Annotated in this window: 14 protein-coding genes; 9 read left to right on the forward strand and 5 right to left on the reverse strand. The window is 71.2% G+C overall.

All coding sequences use genetic code 11. The annotated features are described in order from the left end of the window. Positions 1 to 6 precede the first annotated feature (6 nt). Both E1286_RS13730 and E1286_RS13735 read right to left on the reverse strand, forming a co-directional pair. Positions 7 to 1,134 carry an L-talarate/galactarate dehydratase gene (locus E1286_RS13730; RefSeq protein WP_132612361.1) on the reverse strand — a complete coding sequence of 376 codons (1,128 nt, stop codon included), beginning with the start codon at positions 1,132 to 1,134 and terminating at the stop codon, positions 7 to 9. Between the two features lie 4 nt (positions 1,135 to 1,138). After that, positions 1,139 to 2,266, reverse strand: a complete 1,128-nt coding sequence (locus E1286_RS13735; RefSeq protein WP_132612363.1) for an L-talarate/galactarate dehydratase — start codon at positions 2,264 to 2,266, stop codon at positions 1,139 to 1,141. 229 nt (positions 2,267 to 2,495) lie between these two features. Between E1286_RS13735 and E1286_RS13740 the strand changes: the two genes are divergently transcribed. The 3 genes from E1286_RS13740 to E1286_RS13750 are packed head-to-tail and all read left to right on the forward strand — an operon-like array spanning position 2,496 to position 6,399. Beyond that, on the forward strand, positions 2,496 to 3,314 hold the full coding sequence (locus E1286_RS13740) for an ABC transporter ATP-binding protein (RefSeq protein ID WP_132612365.1): 819 nt from the start codon (positions 2,496 to 2,498) through the stop codon (positions 3,312 to 3,314). Between the two features lie 11 nt (positions 3,315 to 3,325). After that, entirely contained in the window at positions 3,326 to 4,306 is a 981-nt protein-coding gene (locus E1286_RS13745; protein ID WP_132612367.1) for an ABC transporter substrate-binding protein, read from the forward strand. Then, positions 4,303 to 6,399: an iron ABC transporter permease gene (locus tag E1286_RS13750; RefSeq protein ID WP_132612369.1), complete on the forward strand. Its 2,097-nt coding sequence runs from the start codon at positions 4,303 to 4,305 to the stop codon at positions 6,397 to 6,399. The genes E1286_RS13745 and E1286_RS13750 overlap by 4 nt, the downstream gene beginning before the upstream one ends. A 145-nt stretch (positions 6,400 to 6,544) precedes the next feature. Here the strand turns inward: E1286_RS13750 and E1286_RS13755 are convergent, their stop codons facing one another. Then, the gene (locus E1286_RS13755) at positions 6,545 to 7,471 is read right to left on the reverse strand and encodes a TIGR03564 family F420-dependent LLM class oxidoreductase (RefSeq protein WP_132612371.1); all 927 of its coding nucleotides are present in this window, start codon (positions 7,469 to 7,471) and stop codon (positions 6,545 to 6,547) included. 90 nt (positions 7,472 to 7,561) lie between these two features. On the opposite strand from E1286_RS13755, the gene E1286_RS13760 reads away from it, so the two are divergent. Further along, entirely contained in the window at positions 7,562 to 8,170 is a 609-nt protein-coding gene (locus E1286_RS13760; protein WP_132612373.1) for a TetR/AcrR family transcriptional regulator, read from the forward strand. Between the two features lie 346 nt (positions 8,171 to 8,516). Next, positions 8,517 to 9,314, forward strand: coding sequence for an endonuclease/exonuclease/phosphatase family protein (locus E1286_RS13765; RefSeq protein ID WP_132612375.1), 798 nt, complete (start codon positions 8,517 to 8,519; stop codon positions 9,312 to 9,314). A gap of 181 nt (positions 9,315 to 9,495) precedes the next feature. On the opposite strand, the gene E1286_RS13770 is transcribed toward E1286_RS13765, so the two are convergent. Then, positions 9,496 to 15,120: a GH92 family glycosyl hydrolase gene (locus E1286_RS13770; protein WP_132612377.1), complete on the reverse strand. Its 5,625-nt coding sequence runs from the start codon at positions 15,118 to 15,120 to the stop codon at positions 9,496 to 9,498. A gap of 221 nt (positions 15,121 to 15,341) precedes the next feature. After that, complete coding sequence (locus E1286_RS13775) at positions 15,342 to 16,298, reverse strand: ROK family protein (RefSeq protein ID WP_132612379.1); 957 nt, start codon at positions 16,296 to 16,298, stop codon at positions 15,342 to 15,344. A gap of 243 nt (positions 16,299 to 16,541) precedes the next feature. Between E1286_RS13775 and mmsA the strand changes: the two genes are divergently transcribed. The 4 genes from mmsA (at position 16,542) to E1286_RS13795 (ending at position 22,470) form a co-directional block, all read left to right on the forward strand. Further along, on the forward strand, positions 16,542 to 18,089 hold the full coding sequence (gene mmsA / locus E1286_RS13780; RefSeq protein WP_132612381.1) for a multiple monosaccharide ABC transporter ATP-binding protein: 1,548 nt from the start codon (positions 16,542 to 16,544) through the stop codon (positions 18,087 to 18,089). 5 nt (positions 18,090 to 18,094) lie between these two features. Continuing rightward, positions 18,095 to 19,384 carry a multiple monosaccharide ABC transporter permease gene (gene mmsB / locus E1286_RS13785; RefSeq protein ID WP_223189930.1) on the forward strand — a complete coding sequence of 430 codons (1,290 nt, stop codon included), beginning with the start codon at positions 18,095 to 18,097 and terminating at the stop codon, positions 19,382 to 19,384. A gap of 90 nt (positions 19,385 to 19,474) precedes the next feature. Continuing rightward, entirely contained in the window at positions 19,475 to 20,557 is a 1,083-nt protein-coding gene (locus tag E1286_RS13790; RefSeq protein ID WP_246074833.1) for a substrate-binding domain-containing protein, read from the forward strand. 116 nt (positions 20,558 to 20,673) lie between these two features. Continuing rightward, positions 20,674 to 22,470 carry a bifunctional metallophosphatase/5'-nucleotidase gene (locus E1286_RS13795; RefSeq protein WP_132612387.1) on the forward strand — a complete coding sequence of 599 codons (1,797 nt, stop codon included), beginning with the start codon at positions 20,674 to 20,676 and terminating at the stop codon, positions 22,468 to 22,470. Positions 22,471 to 22,479 lie beyond the last annotated feature (9 nt).

Here is a 22,479-nt window from a genome sequence, read left to right on the forward strand (position 1 = left end):
GACAATCTACTCGGCCGTCCCGAACGCGACGTCGTCCACGAGCCACTCGTGGCGGCGTTCGCTGAGCGTGAGCCCGAGACCGGGCCGGTCGGGGACGAGCATGCGGCCGCCGTCGATCCGCAGCCGCTCCTCGAACAGCGGAGAGAGCCACTCGATGTGCTCGACCCAGGAGTCACGCGGGTAGGCGGCGGCCAGGTGCACGTGGATCTCCATCACGAAGTGCGGCGTGACCTGCAGATGGGCGTGGTCGGCCAGCGCGGCGACCTTGAGATAGGGGGTGATGCCGCCGACGCGCGGCACGTCGGGCTGCAGGAAACCGACCGCGCGCAGGTCGATGAGGCGGACGAGGTCGGGGACACCGGTCAGCATCTCCCCTGTCGCGATCGGGGTGTCGAGCGCGGCGGCGAGCTGGGCGTGCCCCTCGGCGTCGTACGCGTCCAGCGGCTCCTCGATCCACACCAGGCCGAGCTCCTCCACCGCCCGCCCGAAACGCAGCGCGGCCTGCCGGTCCCACTGCTGGTTGGCGTCCACCATCAACGGCGTGTCCGCACCGATGTGCTCACGCACGGCCGCCAGCCGGCGCGAATCCTCCCGCATGTCCGGCTGCCCGACCTTGATCTTGATGCCGCCGATCCCGTCGGCCAGCGACGCGGCGGCGCGCTCCTTGACCTCCTCGATCGGCGCCTGGAGGTAGCCGCCGGAGGTGTTGTAGACCCGCACCGCGTCGCGGTGGGCGCCGAGCAGCTTGGCCAGCGGCAGCCCGGCGCGCCTGGCCTTGACGTCCCAGAGCGCGGTGTCGGCGGCCGCGATGGCCTGCGTGGCCGCTCCCGACCTGCCCACCGACGCGCCGGCCCACAACAGCCGGTCGTAGAGGCGCCCGATGTCGGACGGGTCCTCGCCCAGGAGGTTCTCCGCGATCTCCTTGGCGTGCGCGAACTGCGCCCGGCACCCGGCCCGCGTCGTGTAGGAGAACCCGAGCCCGGTCAGGCCGTCGTCCGTGACGATCTCACAGGTGAGGACGTCGATCTGGGTCAGCGGCCGCTGCCTGCCCGTCGCGACCTTGGCGTCGCTGACGGCCTGGTCCAGTGGCACGGCGTAGTGGCCGAGGCGTACCGACCTGACGCGGTCGCCCACGCCGTCAGGCCTTCCCGAACTCGACGCCGTCCACGGCCCACTTGCGGCACTGCTCGCTCAGCGTGAACCCGAGCCCCGGCCGGTCCGGGACGACCATGCGGCCGTCGCGGGTCTCCAGCCGCTCGTTGAACAGCGGGTTGAGCCACTCGAAGTGCTCGACCCAGGGCTCGCGCGGGTAGGCGGCGGCCAGGTGGAGGTGGATCTCCATGGCGAAGTGCGGGGCCAGCTGCAGGCCCGCGTGGTCGGCGAGGGTTGCCAGGCGCAGGAACGGGGTGATGCCTCCGACGCGCGGGGCGTCGGGCTGGATGATGTCGGCGGCGCGGGCCTCGATGAGCCGGACGTGCTCGGCGACGCTGGAGAGCATCTCCCCTGTCGCGACCGGGGTGTCGAGCGCGGCGGCGAGCTGGGCGTGCCCCTCGGCGTCGTACGCGTCGAGGGGCTCCTCGATCCACACCAGGCCGAGCTCCTCCACCGCGCGGCCGAAGCGGAGAGCGGCCGGCCGGTCCCACTGCTGGTTGGCGTCCACCATCAACGGCGTGTCCGCACCGATGTGCTCGCGCACGGCGGCCAGGCGGCGCAGGTCCTCCTTCATGTCCGGCTGGCCCACCTTGATCTTGATGCCGCCGATCCCGTCCGCCAGCGACTTCGCCGCACGCTCCTTGACCTCCTCGATCGGCGCGTGCAGGAAGCCCCCGGAGGTGTTGTACGTCCGGACGGAGTCGCGGTAGGCGCCGAGCAGCTTGGCCAGCGGCAGCCCGGCGCGCTTGGCCTTCAGGTCCCACAGGGCGATGTCGATCGCGGCCAGCGCCTGGGTGGCCACCCCGGAGCGGCCCACCGAGGCGCCCGCCCACAGCAGCGTGTCGTACACCTTGCCGATGTCGGACGGGTCCTGGCCGAGGAGGTTCTCACCGACCTCCTTGGCGTGGGCGTACTGGGCCGGGCCGCCCGCCCGCTTGGAGTAGCTGAAGCCGACGCCCTCGTGGCCGTCCTCCGTGGAGATCTCGGCGAAGAGGAAGGCGATCTCCGTCATCGGCTTCTGCCGCCCTGTCAGCACCTTGGCGTCACTGACGGGGACGTCGAGCGGAAGGCTGACGGAGGAGAGCGAGACGTGGCGGATGCGGTCGGAGGCCATGGCGGATCCCAGCAGTGAAGTCGGACAAGTCGCATGTCATCGTACGAGTCGCCAAGTCATCTGACAACATGGCGCTGGACGACGTCCGCGATCTCCCCGCCTCGATCAGCCGGCGCCGCTCGGAGTCGCCGTCCGCCGGCAGGCCGCCGAGCGCGCCGCCCTCGTGTCATCTCTGACATAAGACGACCTGGAGTAATATTTCAGGAAAGGTTAGGCTAACCTAAGGCCCATGACCGAGGAGATCGCCCTCCGCGGCGCGGAGCTGCGCCTCAGCTATCACGGCACCCCCGTGGTCGAGGACGGACGCATCACGTTGCGCCCGGGCCACGTGACCGCCCTGGTGGGCCCGAACGGCAGCGGCAAGTCCACGCTGCTGCGCGCGCTGGCCAGGCTGCACCACCCCGACGGCGGCACCGTGACGCTGGGCGACGGCACCGACGCGCTGCAGCTGACGGCGCGCGACTTCGCCCGGCGGGTGACCCTGCTCGCGCAGAGCCGCCCCACGCCGGGCGGCGTGCGGGTGTCGGACGTCGTCGGGTACGGCCGCCACCCCTACCGGCGGCGCTGGCGGGCCGCCGACCCCGGCGGCGCGGCGGCCGTCACCAGGGCGATGGAGCTGACCGGCGTGACGCCGATGGCCGACCGGCCGGTGGACGAGCTGTCGGGCGGCGAGCTGCAGCGCGTCTGGCTGGCCACCTGCCTGGCGCAGGACACCGGCGTCCTGCTCCTGGACGAGCCCACCACGTTCCTCGACCTGCGTTACCAGGTGGAGCTGCTGGAGCTCGTCCGCGACCTGGCCGACGGGCACGGCGTGGCGATCGGCGTCGTCCTGCACGACCTCAACCAGGCCGCCGAGATCGCCGACCACGTCGTGCTGCTGCACGAGGGGCGGGTCCGCGCCGACGGCCCGCCCGCGCAGGTGCTCACCGAGAGCCTGCTCAGCGACACCTACGGCATCCGCATCGAGATCAGCCACGACCCCGGCACCGGGGCCGTGACCACCCGGCCGATCGGCCGCCACAGCAGAACCGCCCCCGCGACGACATGACAGGAACCACCATGCGCAGCGCCCTGACGGCCCTGGCCGCCATCGTCCTCCTCGCCGCCTGCGGCACGACCGAGGCCCCGGTGGCCGAGCAGGCTCCCTCCGGCGGCACGACGCCGTCGGCCGCCCCCGTGACCGTGACCGACAGCCGCGGCAAGCAGATCACGCTCGACCGCCCGGCCACCAGGGTCGTCACCCTGGAGTGGGCCGAGACCGAGATGGTGGCCTCCCTCGGCGTCATGCCGGTGGGCGCGGCCGACGTGGCGGGGTACGGCGTCTGGAACACCTCCGTCAAGCTCGACCCGTCCGTGAAGGACGTCGGCAACCGGCAGGAGCCCAGCGTCGACTCCATCAGCGCCCTGCAGCCCGACCTGGTCGTCATGGAGGCCGTGCGCGACTCCGCGCTGGTCACGCAGCTGGAGTCGTTCGTGCCGGTGCTGGTGACCGAGGGCAGCGACGCGACCGGCAACCTCGCGCGCATGCGCGAGGACCTCAACATGATCGCGACCGCGCTCGGCAAGACCGCGGAGGCCGGCAAGGTGCTGGCCGAGTTCGACGCGGCGCTGGCCGAGGGCAAGCAGAAGATCGCCGCGGCGGGCGCCGCCGGCAGCCCGTTCGTCATGGCCGACGGGTGGAAGCAGGGCAGCACGATCTCGATCCGGCTGTTCGGCAAGGGCTCGCTCGTCTCCGACGTCGCGACCGAACTCGGCCTGAAGAACGCCTGGACGGGCAAGGTCGACGAGATGTGGGGCCTCGGCAACACCGACGTCGAGGGCCTGACCACGCTCAAGGACCCCGCGATCCGCTTCTTCTACAACGCCTCCGACGGCGACGACGTCTTCGCCGACGGGCTGGCCGGCAACGCCATCTGGAAGTCGCTGCCGTTCGTGGAGAAGGGGCAGGTCACCAAGCTGCCCAACGGCATCTGGACCTTCGGCGGCCCCCTGTCCAGCCGCCAGTACGCCGACGCCCTGGTCAAGGCGTACGCGGGGTGAGCACGGACGTCCTGACCCCCGCGTCTCCCGGGGCGCCGCCCGCCACGCCGCTGCGGCGGCTGGGCACCGCCGGGGTCTTCCTCCTGGCGCTGGCCGCCACCGTCCTGGTGGCCGCCGTGCACGTGACGCAGGGCACCTCGTCGGTCGGCGCGTTCGACCTGCTGGCGCTGCCGTTCGGCGGCAGCGACGAGGCCGCCCGCGTGCTGCTCGCCTCGCGGCTGCCCCGGCTGCTGGCCGGGGTGTGCGTCGGCGTCGCGCTGGGCGCGGCGGGAGCGCTGCTGCAGGCGGTCGCCCGCAACGCGATGGCCTCCCCCGACACGCTGGCCGTCAGCGCCGGGGCGTACCTGGCGGCCGCCGCCGCGGCCGCGTTCGGGCTGACCCTGCCGGTGGCGTTGTCGGGCGGGCTCGCGCTGCTCGGCGGGCTGGCCGCCGCGGCCCTGGTGCTGGCGCTGTCGGCGGGCGGGCGTACGGGGACGACCCGGCTGATCCTGGCCGGCTCGGCCACCGCCCTGGCGCTCAGCTCGCTGACGAACCTGTTCATGATCCTTTTCGAGCAGGAGACGACCGGGCTGTTCGCCTGGGGCAGCGGCTCGCTCGTGCAGAGCGACCTGAACGCGGTCACCCAGATGGGCCCGGTGATCGCCGTGGCGCTGGCGGCGGCGGTGCTGGCCGGGCCGCGCCTGGACATCCTCGGCCTGGGCGACGACACCGCCACGGTGCTCGGCGTGAAGGTGCGCCGGCTGCGCTTGTGGCTCACCCTGCTGGCCGTGCTGCTGTCGGCCGCCGCGGTGACCGTCGCGGGGCCGATCGGGTTCGTCGGGCTGTGCGCGCCGGTGATCGTTCGGCTGCTGCCCCGGTCCATTCCCGGGCTGCACCGGCACCGGGTCCTGGTGCCGATGTCCGGGCTCGCCGGGGTGCTGGTCGTGCTGGGCTCCGACATCGCGCTGCGCGCTCTGCTGGGCGCGCAGGCCGGGGTGGAGGTGCCGCCGGGCGTGGTGACCACCGTGCTCGGCGCGGCGGTGATGATCTGGCTGGCCCGCCGCTACCGCGACGCGGGCCCGACCCGCCGTCCTCCGGCGGTCCGTACGGGTGCGACGCGGTCGCGGGCCGCGTTCACCGCCGTGGTCGCCGTCTGCGCGGCCCTGCTGGCGGGGGCGCTGGTCCTCGGCATGCTGGGCGGGGACAGGTGGCTGCTCACCGGTGACGTGGTCAACTGGCTGCAGGGGCGCAGCGGGCGGGCGCTGACGTTCGTCCTCGACCAGCGCTGGCCGCGCGTCATGGCGGCCGTCCTGGCCGGCACCGCGCTGGCCGTGGCCGGTGCGGCAGTGCAGGCCGTGTGCCGCAACCCGCTCGCCGAGCCCGGCATGCTGGGCGTCACCGCGGGCGCGGGCGTCGGGGCGATCTCGCTGCTCACCCTGGCGCCGCTGGCCGGCATCTGGACGATGTCCGCGGCGGCGGGCGCGGGCGCGCTGGTCACGTTCGCCGTGGTGTACGGGCTGTCGTGGCGGGGCGGGCTGAGCTCCGACCGGCTGGTGCTGATCGGCGTCGCCGTGCAGGCGGCCTGTACCGCCGGAACCGTGCTGATCATCGTGCTGTCCGACCCGTGGAACACCGCCAAGGCGCTGACCTGGCTGTCGGGCTCCACGTACGGCCGGGTGCCGGAGCAGCTGGTCCCCGTCGCGCTCGCGCTCGTGGTCACCGTGCCGCTGCTGGCGTGGCTGCGCCGCGACCTCGACCTGCTCTCCCTGGACGAGGACACGCCGCGCATCCTCGGCGTCCCCCTGGAGCCGGTACGGCTGGCCGCGCTGGGCTGCGCCGTGCTGCTCGCCGCGGCGGCGGTGTCGGCGGTGGGGGTGGTCGGCTTCGTCGGCCTGGTGGCCCCGCACGCCGCCCGTGCCCTGGTGGGGGCGCACCACGTGCGGGTGCTGCCGGTGGCCGCCCTGCTCGGCGCGCTGCTGGTGAGCCTGGCCGACACGCTGGGACGTACGGTCATCGCCCCGGCCCAGGTGCCGGCCGGCCTGGTCACCGCCCTGATCGGCACCCCGTACTTCGTCTACCTTCTCTGGCGCGCCCGCGCCCAGCGCGACGCCTGAGCTTCCCTGCCCGCCGGACTCACGCAGGCCGGCTCCCCTGCCCCTCGTTCACAGGAGTTGGCCGAGCGCGGGCTGCTGCCGGCCGAGCACCTGGTCGACGTCAGGCACATGAGCGCAGCCAGGCGTGTTCGCGAGCCTTACTGGGTCAGCTCTGATGGCGCTTGGTTCGGGCCAGGGCCGCGATCACTTCGATGGTGCGGTCCTGTTCCTCTTGGCTGCCGAAGGGCGCGGCGAAGAAGTCGGTCACGCCTGCGTCATGAAGCCGTCGCAGTTGGCGTTCCACCTGGGTCTCATCTCCAACGATGACGACGTCCTGGGGACCGGCGGCCCGTTCTCGATCCAGGACCGCCCGGTACTCAGGAACCTGGCCGGCCAGACCGAACTGTTCGGCGATCCGCCCGCGAACACCGTGCTCGTCGTTGGTCACGCTGACCAGCAGCCCGGCGACCACGCGCGGCGACGGGCGGCTCGCGCCCTCGGCGGCCTTGGTGATCGAGGGCACGATGTGGTCGGCCAGGGTCCGGGGGCCGGTCATCCAGGTCACGGTTCCGTCGGCCAGCTCTCCTGCCAGGCGCAGCATCATGGGAGCCAGGGCGGCCAGCAGTACCGGTGGCGGTGTCGTACCCGCAACAGCCACCTGGCCTGCGGCTGTCAGGGTCTCGCCTTGGTGGGAGACCGCCTCGCCGCGCAGCAGCGGACGCAGGACTGACAGGTACTCGCGCATCCGGGCGGCAGGGCGATCGGCGGGCAGGCCGTACATGTTGGTGACCATCGTCGAGATCCCTGCCCCGATGCCCAGGGCGAGCCGGTTGCCCGTGGCCGCCTGGACGCTCAGCGCCTGGCCCGCCAGGACGAGAGGGTGGCGCTGCGGGACGGGCACGACCGCCGTCCCCAGCTCGATCTCCGGAGCCTGGACACCAGCCACGGCCAAGGCGGTCAGGGCGTCCCAACCGAACGCCTGGGACGCCCACACACTGCTCAGCCCGCGTTCGGCGGCACCGCGGACCTGGCGGGCGAGCTCGCCGGCCGTCACCGGTCCCCGCAGATCGCCAACTGCCAACCCGATTCTCATCCTGCCGCTCCCCTCATATGCGGAGAGGTTCTCCGCTCAGGTTCGGCTAGAGTACGGAGAACTTCTCCGCTTATCAACCCGGGGGCACCCATGAAGAGCAGTCCTGGGGACGGTCGCCGCCCACAGCGTGCCGACGCCCGCGACAACCGCGACCGGCTTCTCCAGGCGGCACGGGCCGAGTTCGACGAACAAGGCCCCCATGCCTCGCTCAACAAGATCGCCCAGCGGGCGGGCGTCGGACCCGGCACCCTCTACCGCCACTTTCCTAATGTCCACGCCCTCCTGGTTGCGATCATCGGTGGCGACGTCGAGGTCCTCTGCGCCCAAGGCCGTGAACTGCTGGAGCATCCGTCGCCCGACGAGGCGCTGCGCATCTGGCTACGCGCCATCGCCCGCCACGCGACTGCCATGCGGGGCCTGGTCGCGACCGAGATGATCGCCCAGCCCACCACGGAGACCAGCACCGCCCTGGCCGCCTGTCACCAGGCGATCCACGCCACCGGAACCGCCCTGCTCGGCCGCGCCCAACACCACGGCAACGCCCCCGCGCAGCTCGACATCGCCGACCTCCTCATGCTCACCAACGCCATCGCCTGGGCCAGCGAGCAGACCCCCGCAGACGCCGGCCTTCTCGACCGCCTCCTCGCCCTGATCAACACCGGCGTTCCCTACCCCCATCATCATGAGTCACGGAAATGAGGCGCAGCTCTCCTGCGCGGGGCCTGTGGGCTGGGCGACCAGTCCCTACCGAAGCGCTGCACCCAACCCGATTCGCCGACAGTGTCTCTTCGGAGAGGCCGGCGCCGTATAACCCTCCGTAACTCAGTGCGGGCCCTCGGAGCGCGTCCTGCCGGACGCATATCCACTGACACACGAGCGGTTACCCCCCGTAGTCCATCCACGCTCCTGCGGCCCTGACGTGGACGGACGTCCGGCGGGTGGCTCGCCTGAACGCCCACAAGCTCGGTGACGGCCGCATGAGAGGGGGGTGAACTCTTTTCGAGCACCCTTTCGGGTCGGATTCCGGCACGACCACAATTGCGGCGTGATCCGATTCTCCCTGACGCGTCTGCGTACCCTGATGCTCGGCGGTCTGACGGCCGCCGGACTGCTGCTGTCCCCCGCCACCGCCATGGCGCAGCCCGGGAACGTGCAGGACGCGCGCCCGCCGTACTCGCTGCTGCAGATGAACATCTGCGACAGCGGGTACGCCGGCTGCTTCGCCCGCACCCAGTACCCGAAGGTCCTCGACGAGGTGGTCGAGCGCATCCAGGCCAACGACGTCAACGCGGTCACCCTCAACGAGGCGTGCAGCGGCGACGTGGCCGAGATCGCCCGGCGCACCGGCTACCACTACCGCTTCGCCACGGTCGTCTACAACGGCGGCCCGCTGGCCTGCAAGACGCCGGGCGGGCGCGGCGAGTTCGGCAACGCCGTGCTGACCAAGGAGGCGATCAAGGCGTCGCAGGACGAGCCGTACTCGGTGTTCAGCGGGGTGGAGCAGCGGCGCTGGATCTGCGTGACGACCGCCCGCGGCGTTGATGTGTGCACCAGCCACCTGTCCACCGACGGCGAGGCGCCCGGCACCGCCAACTCCACCCAGTGCGCCGAGCTGGGCAAGGTGCTCGCCTCCCGCGGCCGCCCGACGATCTTCGCCGGCGACGTCAACCGCCACGCCTCCTGCGCCCCCGAGGGCCACTGGACCCTGACCGACGCCGCCGCCACCCAGGCCCCCGGCATCCAGCACGCCTACGGCACCCTCTCCTCGCCCACCCTGGAACTCGAGCCCGCGACGTACACCGACCACGACGCCCTCGTGATCCGCGCCGGCCTGCCCAAGTAACCCGACGGGTGGCCCGCGTCCACACGACTCGGGCCACCAACCCGGCTTTCCCATGTCGACGGGCTCGTCCAGTGGCGCCTGACGGACCGACCGCGACCACCTGCCTGCTCAGGATCTCCGGGTGTACGCAAGGAGCCGCCGGCGATCGAGGTCGTGATCGCCGGCGGCTCGCCGGCTCAGGTCAGTTCGAGGTGACCTCGAAGGGGGCCTCGACCTCCGTCCTCGATGCGGCGCCGGTCAGCGTGACGCCGGCCGGGCCGGGTCTCGCCGTACCCGGGACGCTGAGGGTCGCGCCCGAGATGACGCCGTCGCCGTTCGCGTGCACGATGATGGAGGACAGGCCGTCACCGAAGCCGATGGTGACCGCTTCCTTGGGCGCGAATCCGGAGCCGTCGACGACGATCGCCGTGCCGCGCGGTCCCGAGGTCGCCGACAGCAGCGCCTGCGGACGGTACGTCCGCGCCTGCGGCTCCTCGGTCACCTGGACGGTCGCCGTCGCCGGCGTCCGCGAGGACGTGCCGGCGGCGGTGACGGAGTACCGGCCGGGCCGGCCGGACGTCTCGACCGACGTGCGTAGCGTCCCCGTGGGCGAGGCCTCCACGGTCAGGCTCCGCGCCGGGCTGGTGCCCAGCTTGACCGTCACCTGCTCGCCGGCGGCGAACCCGCTGCCCTCGACGGTGACCGGGTCTCCGGCGGCGGCGGAGGCGGACACCGAGATCGACGGCCGCGCCCCGGCCCGCGCCACCGTCACGGTGAACGTGCCGGTGGTGCTCGCCAGCGTGTCCCACGCGGTGACCCGCACCGTGTACGCGCCGTCCTGCGCGTAGGTGTGCCGTCCGGTCATCGCACCCGACGCGTCGACGGTGACGTCGTCGGGAACCGTGCCGTCACCCCACTGGACGCGGGCGTGGTAACCCTCCGGCCCGGCGGCGCCACCGGTCACGGAACCGAGACCGGTCGAGAGCAGCTCCCCCGGAGCGGCCTTCTGGTCCTCAAGACCGCTGATCGCCAGCGCGGCGGCGGGGGTGCCGTCGTCGGCGACCGCGAACACGTGGATCCTGCCCGCCGACGCGGGGTCGCCGGTCTGCGCGGGCAGGGTGACCGAGACGAGCGTCTTGCCGTCCGGGATCCGGTACGGCGCGGTGGCGAACAGGAACGGCTGTGCGCTGTCGCGGCTCGTGCCGTGCAGCCGGTACGCGGCCTTGGCGACGACGATGTTGCCGTACGCCGGCGTGCCGCCCGCGTTGCCGCCCAGCGTCCAGTCGCTCAGCTGGATCGGGATGGCGGCGGTGCTGCCGTCGCTGAACGTCGCCGTGCCGGTCGTGCTCTGGCCGCCCTGCGTGCCGGCGCCGACGAACGAGACGTTCTTCGCGTCGTCCGGCAGGTCGAGCTCGATCGTCCTGCCGTTGCCGGTCGCGTTGTCGGGCTGGCCGGCGGGGACCGCCGGCAGGGTGAAGTGCAGCGCCGTTCCTGGCACCTCGTGCCGGCTGCCCTGCGTCACACCCGCCGCCGCGAGAGCGGCCCGCGAGTACGCCCACGACTTGGCGTCGCAGTCCGCCGCGAGGACACCCTCGTCGCCGACGCAGACGGTGTCGAACGCCGCGGTGAGGCCGGAGTCCGGCACGTACGCCACGTCCACGCCGACCGTGGCCGAGCCCTGGCCGGTGCCGTCGGTCACCGTGACGCTCGCCTGGTGGTGACCGGGCTTGGCATAGGTGTGCGAGCCGCGCACGCTGTACACGCTGCGCGAGCTCAGCGTCAGGGTGCCCGCGGTGGCCGGTGAGCCGTCACCCCAGTCGATGGAGGCCTGGTAGCCGCTCGCGGCGCCCCCGGTGACCGTGGCCAGCGGCACCGACACCGCGACGCCGGTGCTCGCCCGCACGCCGCTCGCGCCGGTGACCGTGATGGCGCCGCCGCCGAGCTGGACGTCGCCGCCGGCGAGCAGCTCGATCTCGGCGAGGTTGGCCTGCGCCGCGCCGGCGGTCTTGGTCACGACCAGGCGGAAGCGCGCGTACCGTCCCGGATCGCCGATCCTGAACGGCCGGGTCTCGTTGCGCCACCGGAACTCCTCCCCCTTGCGGGAGTCGACGGTGGCCCAGGTGACCCCGTCGTTGGAGCCCTCCAGCCGCCAGTCCGCCGGATCACCGGCGCTCGCCCCCGAGGTGAGCGTGTAGTAGGCCGGCGTCTGCCGACCGCTCCGGAACGCCCAGCCGATCTGCGGAGTGCCGGAGGCGAAGGTCAGCTGGGTGATCGACGAGTCGTCGAACAGCTTCGACGCGTCCTGCCCGTCGCTCGCGGTCGCGGTGCCGAGTCCGGGCCCCGTGGTGTCCTGGAACGGCTTGGGCGCCGCGTCGCCCTTGGTCAGCGACGGTGGCGCGTCGTTCTTGCCGGTCCCCCAGGACGACGGCCGCGGGCCCATCTGGAAGTCGATCCTGCCGCCGCGGGCGAGCGCGGAAGCGTCGAGGGACACTCCGCGCTGCTGCTTCCCGTTGACCTTCACGCTCTGCACGTAGACGTTCTCCGTGCTGTTGTCCCTCGCGTCGACGACGATGTCGCCGCTCTCGCGGTGGACGGTCATCTGGGCGAACTGCGGGGAGCCGATGGCCCACTGGGAGGAGCCCGCCTGCAGCGGGTAGATGCCGAGCGAGCTGAGGACGTACCACGACGACATCTCGCCGTTGTCCTCGTCGCCCAGGTAGCCCTGGCCGATCTCACCGCCCGCGTAGAGACGCTGCAGGATCTCCCGGACGATCGCCTGCGTCCTGGCGGGCGCGCCGGCGTAGTCGTACATGTACGGGATGTGGTGGGACGGCTGGTTGCTCATGCCGAGCTGGCCCATGCGCACCGCGCGGGCTTCCAGCATCTCGTGGATCAGGGTGCCGTACCCGCCGAACCGGTCGGCGTTCTCCGGGGTGCTGAAGAACTCGTCGAGCTTCTGCTTCAGGGCCTGCCGCCCGCCGTACAGGTTGGCCAGGCCCTGGCCGTCCTGCTGCGCGGTGAACGCGAAGTTCCAGCCGTTGGTCTCGGTGTAGACGCCACCCCAGTCCAGCGGGTCGCCGGCGAGGAAGTTGCCGCCGGCGTCGCGTCCCCGGAAGAACTTCCCGTTCTGGTCGAAGAGATTGACGTAGTTGCGGGCTCGCTGCAGGAAGTACTCCGACTCCTCCTTGAGCCGACGGCGCTGCGACTTCGGGGTGTCCCGGTCCTCGGCCAGGCCCGCGGCCATGTTGCCGATGCCGTAGTCGTTGATGAAGCCTTCCAGCGCCCACGACACCGACTCGCCGGTGGAGGTCGGCGTGTAGCCGAGGAACAGCGAGGACTCGATGCCCTTGCGGCCGACCTCGCTGCGCCCGGAGGCGACGGTCGCGTCCTTGACCGCCGCGTCGTACGCGGCGAGCGGGTCGGGCAGCTCGACGCCGGTGAGGTAGGCCTGCGCCAGGGAGACGTTCGCGCTGGTGCCGGTCATCAGGTCGGCGTAGCCGGGTGACGACCAGCGGGCGATCCACCCGCCGTCCCGGTACTGCTGGACGAACCCGTCGGCGATCTTCGCCGCGACGTCCGGGTAGAGCAGCGCGTACGCGGGCCACACCGTGCGGTAGGTGTCCCAGAACCCGTTGTTGACGTAGATCTGCCCATCGACGATCTTCGCGCCGGTCTGCGTGGCCGTCGACGTGCCGGTGGGCGCCGACACCGGGCTCGCGTACCGCCAGCGCGGCTCGGCGGCGGTGCCGGTGTTCTCCGACTGGGAGTTCGGATACAGGTTCAGCCGGTACAGGTTCGAGTACAGGGTCACCAGCTGCGTCTCGGTCGCGCCCCGCACCTCGACCCGGCCGAGCCGCTCGTTCCATGCCGCGGCGGCCGCGGCGCGGATCTGCTCGAAGCCTCTGCCGGAGACCTCCAGGCCGAGGTTCCGGTGTGCCTGCTCGACGGAGAGGAACGACGTCGCGATGCGCAGCGTCACCTGCCGCTCGGCGGAGACGTCGAAGGTGGCGGACGTGGCGGAGGCCGCCGACGGCGCCCGGTCGAAGGCGCCGGAGACGAACATCCGGCTGCGCCCGGCCGACAGGCCGGTTCCGTTGTCGACCCAGCCGGTGAACGTGCCGTCGGTGCCGATGGTGAACGTGCCGTTGTGGAAGACGAGGCTTCCGGCGGCCTGCCCGGACGGGAACGTGAACTGCATGATCCCGCCGTGGTCGGTGGGCGACATCTGCGCGACCAGGCCGTTGCGCAGCGTGACCCGGTAGAGGTCCGGCCGCGCGGTCTCGTCGTCGTGGCTGAAGGCGGCCGCCCGGCCGCTGGGCGGCCCGGTGAGCGGCCCGGTGAGCGGCCCGGTGAGCGGCCCGCCGCCCGGCACCGGCATGACGGACATCTGGTTGCGGTCGCCCATCCACGGGCTGGGCTCGTGCGAGATCGCGAGTCCCTGCAGGGTGGGCAGGTTGTCCGCGTTGTTGGCCCGCTGGTAGTCGTACAGCCAGGTGTCGGACGCGGCGTTGGTGGTCGGCGTGAGGAAGTTGAAGCCGTTCGGCATCGCCGTGATCGGCAGGGTGTTGCCGCGGGAGAACCCGCCCGTCGCGTTGGTCCCGCGCCGGGTGTCGACGTAGTTGGTGAGGCTGGACCCGTCGATCGGCGCCGGGGCGGCTGTCAGGGCGAGGTCGTCCAGCCAGCCCTGGAACCGGGTCGACGCGGTCGCCCCGGGATTGTCGTAGGCGAGCAGGACGCGATCGATCGTCTTGCCGTTCGCGACCGTCCCGATGTCGGACCGCACCGCGTTCCACTGGTCGGCGTAGAGCACCTTCGCGGCGCCCTGCCCGGCGGCCGTCAGCGGGTAGCCGTGCTGGTCGCGCGGGGACAGCTCGCTCAGGTAACTGCCGTCGGTGAAGTGCAGGTCGACGGCGGCGTAGGTGGACGGGTACCGGTCGTCCCCGCCGGTGAACTCGGGGAAGATCGTGTACGACAGCCGCGTCTTGGGCCCGACCGGGATGTCGACGTCGAACAGCTTGTTGGTCGCGTACGAACGGCCGTCGGCCTTGGCGCCGCCCGAGTAGCGCAGCGAGGCGACTCCGGTGAAGCCGGCCCCCGGCTTCATGGTGGGGCCGTTGACCGGGCCGGCGCCGGCGACGCTGACCATCGGGGTGACGGGCGGCGTGACGTCCGAGCCGTCGCTGATGTTCCAGTCGGCGAGCTGGACGAGCGAGTCACCGGAGTTGGCGGTGATGTTCAGCCGGTAGTAGCCGTAGGCGGTCGTGTTGCCGAAGGCGTAGGTGTTGCCGGCGAACCGGCCGCTGAAGCTCACACCCGTGTGCCTGTCCAGGTCGGTCCACGTGCTGCCGTCGTTCGAGCCCTGCAGGGTGAAGTCCCTGGGGTCACGGCCCGGCGCGTCGTTCGCGGAGGTCAGCGCATACTTCACCACCACCGCGGGCTTGACCAGCCGGTACGTCACCCAGCCGGTCCGGTCGAACGTCAGCCACTTGGTCGACGGGTCGGCGTCCTTGAGGTTCGCCGCGCTCTCGCCCGGCGGGTTCTCCGCGCTCGCGGTCACCGCGCCGATCTGGCCGAGCAGGCTGCCGGGCAGCTCGGTGGAGCTCGATCCGCTCAGGTTCGACTGGACCGGCTTGCCGTCGGCACCGACCTCGACGGTGCTCTGCGCGGGTTGAGGATCGGAGGACTCGATGGACGAGGCGAAGTCGCCGGGCGGCGCCGCGGCGCTCGCTCCCTGTGCGGGGACGAGCACCCACATCGGCAGCGACAGCGCCGCTGCCGCGGCTAACCGCCGGAGGGACAGCCGGCGGGCGAAGGAGGGAGATGGCATCACGAAGGGCCTTTCGACTCGACGAACGTCGAGTGCGTCGAACGTCGGGGTGAACGCCGGCCGCGACGGAGCGGGATGTCGCGCCGGACTCGCCGGGATGGCCGGCCGTCACGGAAGGGCACATCCGGCTGAAGATCGCCGCTAGCCTGTCCACCTCAGACAACGTTGTCAAGCCTCATCGCGTAACCTCGCCGAAACGCTCCGTTCGCCCGGGCGGGGCCTCAGGCGAGGGAGGCGACGCCGCGGCCGACGTACGCCTCCGGGACGAGCACCAGCGCCGCGGCCCCGACCAGGCCGGCCGCGCCGCCGAGAGCGGCCGTCGTGACCGTCAGCCCCTGCAGGAAGCCCAGCCGCGCGTGCTCGGTGATGGCCGCCCGCAGCGGCGGGAAGAGCAGGTCGTGCGCGGCCGCCACACCGCCGCCGATCACCACCCGCGACAGGTCGCCGATCGCCGCCGTGGAGACGATGCCCGCCGCGAGGGCGTGGCCGGCCCGCCGGAACGCCTGGCTCGCGTACGGGTCGCCCTCCCGGGCCGCGGCCGCCAGCTCCACCCCGGTCGGCGCCGGCACGGGCGCCCGCCACCCCTCCTTCAACGCCCACTCCACCATGCTCGGCCCGCTGCTCATCGCCTCCACGCAACCGCGCCCACCGCAAGGGCAGGGAACGCCGTCGAGGTCGACGACCACGTGGCCGATGTGGCCGGCGTTCCCGGTCGGGCCGGCGACCAGGCGACCGCCCTGGATCAATCCGCCCCCGACACCGGTGGAGACGACGATGGCCAGCAAATCGTCCGCGCCCTGCCCGGCACCGCGCCAGTGCTCCCCCGCCGCGGCGCAGCTGCCGTCGCCGGCGAGCCGTACCGGCACCCCTGGGACGAGCTCGGCCAGACGCTCCAGCAGGGGGAAGCGGCGCCAGGCCGGGATGTTGACCGGACTGATGGAGCCGTCGGGCAGGTGGATCGGGCCGGCCGAGCCGACGCCGACGCCGATCACCCGCGCCGGGCCGGCGACCGCGCGCAGCTCCGAGACCAGTTCGGCCACCGGCCGCCAGACCGTCTCGGGGTCAGGGGAGGCGGCCGTGGGCCGCACGCGGCGGTCGGCGACGGTTCCGTCGGGGGCGATCAGACCGGCGGCGACCTTGGTGCCCCCGATGTCGAGGGCGAGGGCGAAATCGGACACGGGACTCCCTAGGGATTCATCGAGACAACGTTGTCACAGTAGCGGCCACAGCGCGAGTATGGTTCCCCCCGAAGGCCGGCGGCACGGCGCCGATCGGGGCGTGCGGCCGATCGGGAAATACCAGCTTCAACGTCGGGATGCGTTACGAAATGGCCACATCAGTTGACACACTCGTCACGTCGGAGCAGTCTCTACCCGCTGCCCGATGACAACGATGTCACGACGATCTAGGGGGAAGACGTCATGCGCGACGCACCCGTCCTGCTGGAGATGCGTGCGATCACCAAGGAGTTCCCCGGGGTCAAGGCGCTCTCCGACGTCAACCTGGTGGTCCGGCAGGGCGAGATCCACGCGATCGCCGGGGAGAACGGCGCCGGCAAGTCCACGCTGATGAAGGTGCTCAGCGGGGTCCACCCTTACGGCAGCTACACCGGCCAGATCCTCTACCAGGGCACGGAGAGCCGGTTCTCCGACATCCGGGCCAGCGAGAACGCCGGCATCGTGATCATCCACCAGGAGCTCGCCCTGGTGCCCGGCCTGTCCATCACCGAGAACATCTTCCTCGGCAACGAGCCGCGCCGCGGCGGCGTGATCGACTGGAAGACCGCCAACCGCCGGGCGCTGGAGCTGATGGCCCTGGTCGGCCTGGAAGAGGACCCCGACACGCTGATCAAGGACATCGGCGTGGGCAAGCAGCAGCTGGTGGAGATCGCCAAGGCGTTCGCCAAGAACGTGCGGCTGCTCATCCTCGACGAGCCCACCGCCGCGCTGAACGAGACGGACTCCCAGCACCTGCTGGAGCTGATGCGCGACTTCAAGCAGCGGGGCATCACCTCGATCATCATCTCCCACAAGCTCAACGAGATCGCCGAGATCGCCGACGCGATCACCATCCTGCGCGACGGCCACACGATCGAGACCCTCGACGTCAAGGCCGACGGTGTCGACGAGGACCGGATCGTGCGCGGCATGGTCGGCCGCGAGCTGCACAGCCGCTTCCCCGACCACACCCCGGACATCGGCGAGGTCTTCTTCGAGGTACGCGACTGGACGGTCCGGCATCCGGTGGCGAGCGACCGCCTGGTGGCCAAGAACGCGAGCTTCACCGTGCGCAGGGGCGAGATCGTCGGGTTCGCCGGCCTGATGGGCGCCGGGCGCACCGAGCTGGCGATGAGCATCTTCGGCCGCTCGTACGGCGTCTACGCCTCCGGGCAGATCTTCAAGGACGGCCGGGAGATCGTGATCAAGTCCGTGTCGGACGCCATCGAGCACGGCCTGGCGTACGTCAGCGAGGACCGCAAGTCGATCGGCCTGAACCTGCTCGACGACATCAAGACCTCGGTGGTGTCCGCCAAACTGTCCAAGATCACCAGCCACGGCGTGATCGACCACGTACGCGAGCACCGGGCGGCCGAGGACTACCGGACGAGCCTGCGCGTCAAGGCGCCCACCGTCGACGAGCCGGTCACCACGCTCTCCGGTGGCAACCAGCAGAAGGTCGTGCTGGCCAAGTGGATGTTCACCGATCCCGACCTGCTGATCCTCGACGAGCCCACCCGGGGCATCGACGTGGGCGCCAAGTACGAGATCTACGGCATCATCCAGCGCCTGGCCGACCAGGGCAAAGGCGTCATCGTCATCTCGTCGGAGCTGCCCGAGCTGATCGGCCTGTGCGACCGGATCTACACGGTCTTCGAAGGCACCATCACCGGCGACATCCCCCGCCGGGACGCCGACCCGGAACTCCTGCTGAAACAGATGACCTCAGTGAAGAAAGCACAGCGATCATGAGCCGCGTGAAAGAACTCCAGAAGTCCCTGTTCGGAGGCAACACCTCCAACGCCCGGCAGTTCGGGATGATCTTCACGCTGGTGGCGATCGTCCTGCTGTTCGAGATCCTGACCAACGGCCTCACGCTGAACCCGGGCAACCTCATCTCCCTGGTGAGCCAGTACTCCTACATCCTGCTGCTGGCCATCGGGATGCTGATGGTCATCGTCGCCGGGCACATCGACCTGTCCGTCGGCTCGATCGCCGCGTTCGTCGGCATCGTGGTCGCCAAGGTCATGCAGGACTACGCGGTGCCATGGTTCCTCGCCGTCCTGATCGGCCTGGCGGTCGGCGCCGTCATCGGCGCCTGGCAAGGGTTCTGGGTCGCGTACGTCGGCGTGCCGGCGTTCATCGTCACGCTGGCCGGCATGATGCTCTTCCGGGGCGGCAACCAGTTCATCGGCAACGCCAACACCATCCCCGTTCCCGAGGGGTTCCGGGTCATCGGCTCCGGCTTCCTGCCGGAGGTCGGCCCCGACACCGGTTACAACAACCTGACGCTCCTGCTCGGCCTGGTGGTCTGCGTGGCGGTGGTCGTCCGGGAGTGGCGGGGCCGCCGCACCCGGCGGGAGATGGGGGCCGACGCCGCCCCGATGTGGATCTCGGTGATCCGGGTGGCCTTCCCGCTCGCCGTGGTGGTGTTCGCGACCCTGCAGTTCGCCGGCGGACGGATCGGCACGAGCTTCCCGGTCTCCGGCATCATCCTCGGCGTCCTGGTCGTGATCTACTCGTTCATCACCCGCAACACCGCGGGCGGCCGGCACATCTACGCCGTCGGCGGCAACGCCCGGGCCGCCGAGCTGTCCGGCGTCAAGCTGAAGCGCGTCAACTTCATGGTCATGATGAACATGTCGGTCCTGGCGGCCCTGGCCGGCATGATCTTCGTCGCCCGCTCGGCCGCCTCCGGCCCGCAGGACGGCATCGGCTGGGAGCTCGACGCGATCGCCGCCGTCTTCATCGGCGGCGCGGCCGTCTCCGGCGGCCTCGGCACGATCAGCGGCTCCATCGTGGGCGGCCTGGTCATGGCCGTGCTCAACAACGGCCTGCAACTGCTGGGCGTGGGGTCCGACCGGGTGCAGATCATCAAGGGCCTGGTCCTGCTGCTGGCCGTCGCGTTCGACGTCTACAACAAGAAGCAGGGGCGTTTCTCCGTCATCGACTCGCTGATGCGCCCCTTCCGCCGTGACACCCCGACCGGCCCGGCCTCTCCCGCCGAGCCGGGCCAGGAACGCGGCAAGAGTCCGGTGGCCGGCTGACGGCCGGCCGGCCCCCTACGCGGTAAGCCTCCACCTCGTCATATTTCCAAGAAGGGCAGCTGAAAAATGCGCAATATCCTGGTCAGGGGTGTGGCAGCCGCAGCCGTCGCGCTGCTGACGCTCACCGCCTGCTCCCAGCGTTCACAGGACGCCGGCGCCGACGGCGCCTCGGCGGAGGCCGCGAAGGGCTTCCCGGCCAACTCGGTGATCGGCGTCGCGCTGCCGGCGAAGACGTCGGAGAACTGGGTCCTGGCCGGCGACCTGTTCACCAACGGCCTGAAGGAAGCCGGCTTCCAGTCCGACGTGCAGTACGCCGGCTCCTCCACCACCGTCGCCGACCAGCAGTCGCAGATCCAGGCGATGGTCACCAAGGGCGCCAAGGTGATCGTCATCGGCGCGACCGACGCCGCGCAGCTGAGCACCCAGGTGGAGGCCGCCAAGGCCGCCGGCGCGGTCGTCATCGCCTACGACCGGCTCATCAAGAACACCGAGGGCGTCGACTACTACGTCGCGTACGACAACTACAAGGTCGGCCAGCTCCAGGGCCAGGCCCTGCTGGACGGCATGAAGGAGAAGAAGCCGGAGGGCCCGTACACCATCGAGCTGTTCTCCGGCTCCCCCGACGACAACAACTCGGCGGTCTTCTTCGACGGCGCGATGAGCGTGCTGAAGCCGGCGATCGACAAGGGTGACGTGGTGGTCGGCTCGGGCCAGACCGACATCAAGCAGACCGCCACGGACGGCTGGAAGGCCGAGAACGCCCAGCGGCGGATGGACTCACTGCTCACCTCCACCTACACCAGCAAGACCCTGGACGGCGTGCTCTCCCCCAACGACACGCTGGCCCGCGCCATCCTGACCTCGGTCAAGGGCGCCGGCAAGCCGGTGCCGGTGGTCACCGGCCAGGACTCCGAGGTTGAGTCGGTCAAGTCGATCGTGGCCGGCGAGCAGTACTCCACGATCAACAAGGACACCCGCAACCTCGTCAAGCAGACCATCCAGATGGTCAAGGATCTGCAGGCCGGCAAGGACCCGCAGATCAACGACACCAAGTCGTACAACAACGGCGTGAAGGTCGTCCCGGCCTACCTCCTGGAGCCGCAGATCGTCACCAAGGAGAACGCCGCCGAGGCGTACGCCGACGACCCCAACCTTGCTCCTCTGACGAAGTAGCCGCGTGGGTCCCGTGCTACGGGACCCACCGCCCTTCTGTCCGCTTTATCCCGATCTTCACTTGCGCGGCGATCAATGGCCCGCGGGCCGTCACCCCACGGTGATCGAATCCCGCCATGCAACAGAGCAGCTTCCGGCGCTGGACGATGTTGTCCCCCGTCCTGTCCGCCGTCCTGGCCGTTTCGGCCGTCACGACCCTGCAGACCGGCGTCGCCCAGGCCGCCGAGGCGCCCGTGGACGTGCAACTGCTGTCCATCACCGACTTGCACGGGTACCTCACCCCGCAGAACGACGCCGCGAACGGCACGGTGAAGGACGCCCAGGGCAACAGCATCGTGGTGGGCGGCGCCCCGTACATCGCCACGCACCTGAAGAACCTGAGGCAGGGTCACAAGAACTCGATCACGTTCACCACCGGCGACGACTTCAGCGGCTGGCCCACCGAGGTGGCCTACCACCAGGACGAGCCGACGATCGAGTTCCTCAACGCGATCGGCGTGGAGTTCGCCGCGGTGGGCAACCACGAGCTCGACCGGTCTCTGGAGTTCCTGCGCGACCACATGGACAAGGGCCGCTGTTTCGGCGAGATCGACGTGGACAGCTGCTTCACCGACTCCACCGGCCGCAGATTCCGGGGAGCGGACTACACGATCTCCTCCGCGAACATCACCCGCAAGGGCTCCACGAAACCGATCTTCCAGCCGTACGTCATCAAGCAGGTGAAGGTCACGGGCGGCAGGAACGTCCGGATCGGGTTCATCAACCTGACCACCCCCACCACGGTCACCGGTTCGACGTCCTACCAGCCGGACCTGGACAACCTGCCGCTGGTGGAGACCGCGAACAGGTACGCGGCCGAGCTGAAGCGCCGCGGCGTCGAGGCGATCGTGGCCAACGTGCACGAGGGCGGGACGGCCGGGGACGTCTACGACCGATGCGGCACCCCCTCGGGACCGGTCTTCGACTTCGCCGAGCAGGCCTCCCCCGACATCGACGCGATCATCACCGGCCACTGGCACGCGCTGTTCAACGACTGCGTGGTCCCCGACCCGGCGGGCAACCCCCGGCCGGTGGTGGAGGCGGCCAACCACGGGCGCCTGATCAACGAGATGAACCTCAAGATCGACCCGCGCACCGGTGACGTCCTCCGCTCCGCCACCACCACGGTGAACCACCCGGTCACCCGGGACGTCACCCCCGATCCCGCGATGACCCGGCTCGTCGACTACTGGAAGACCCGCGCCGCCCGGACGGCCGCCCGCCCGGTCGGCAGGATCAGCGGTGACATCACCCGCGCCCGCGCCGCCGACGGCGAGAGCTCGCTGGGCAACCTCATCGCCGACGCGCAGTACGCCGACGCCGTACGGACGGCCGGCGGCCCCGTCGACCTCGCGCTGGTGGCCACGGCGCCGCTGAAGGGCTCCAACAGCCTGCGCGGCGATCTGCGCTTCGCCAAGGGCGCCGACCCGGCCGACGGCGACGGCACCGTCCTGTTCGGGGAGGCCTGGGCCGCGTACGGCTACGCGAATCCCGTGATCACCGCCTCCCTCACCGGGCAGCAGCTGGAGCAGGCCCTGGAGCAGCAGTGGCAGACGCAGCCCGACGGCACGGTGCGCTTCAGCCCGCTGGCCGTCTCAGCCGGCGTCCGGTACTCCTATGACGCCTCACGGCCGGTCGGCGACCGGGTCGACCCCGCCGACGTGCTGGTCGACGGCGCGCCGCTGGACACCGGGCGGACCTACCGGGTGGCCGCCCTCGCGTACACCCTGATCGGAGCCGACGGCTTCGACGCCCTGGCCGCCTTCACCGACCCGGTACGCGGCTCCCGCGACTACGACGCCTTCCGCACCTACCTCCAGTCCAAGGACACGATCGTCCCTCCCGCACTCGACCGCGTCACCGCCGCCCTCTGAGCATGGGCC

The sequence above is a fragment of the Nonomuraea terrae genome (genome assembly GCF_004348995.1).
GTDB lineage: Bacteria > Actinomycetota > Actinomycetes > Streptosporangiales > Streptosporangiaceae > Nonomuraea > Nonomuraea terrae.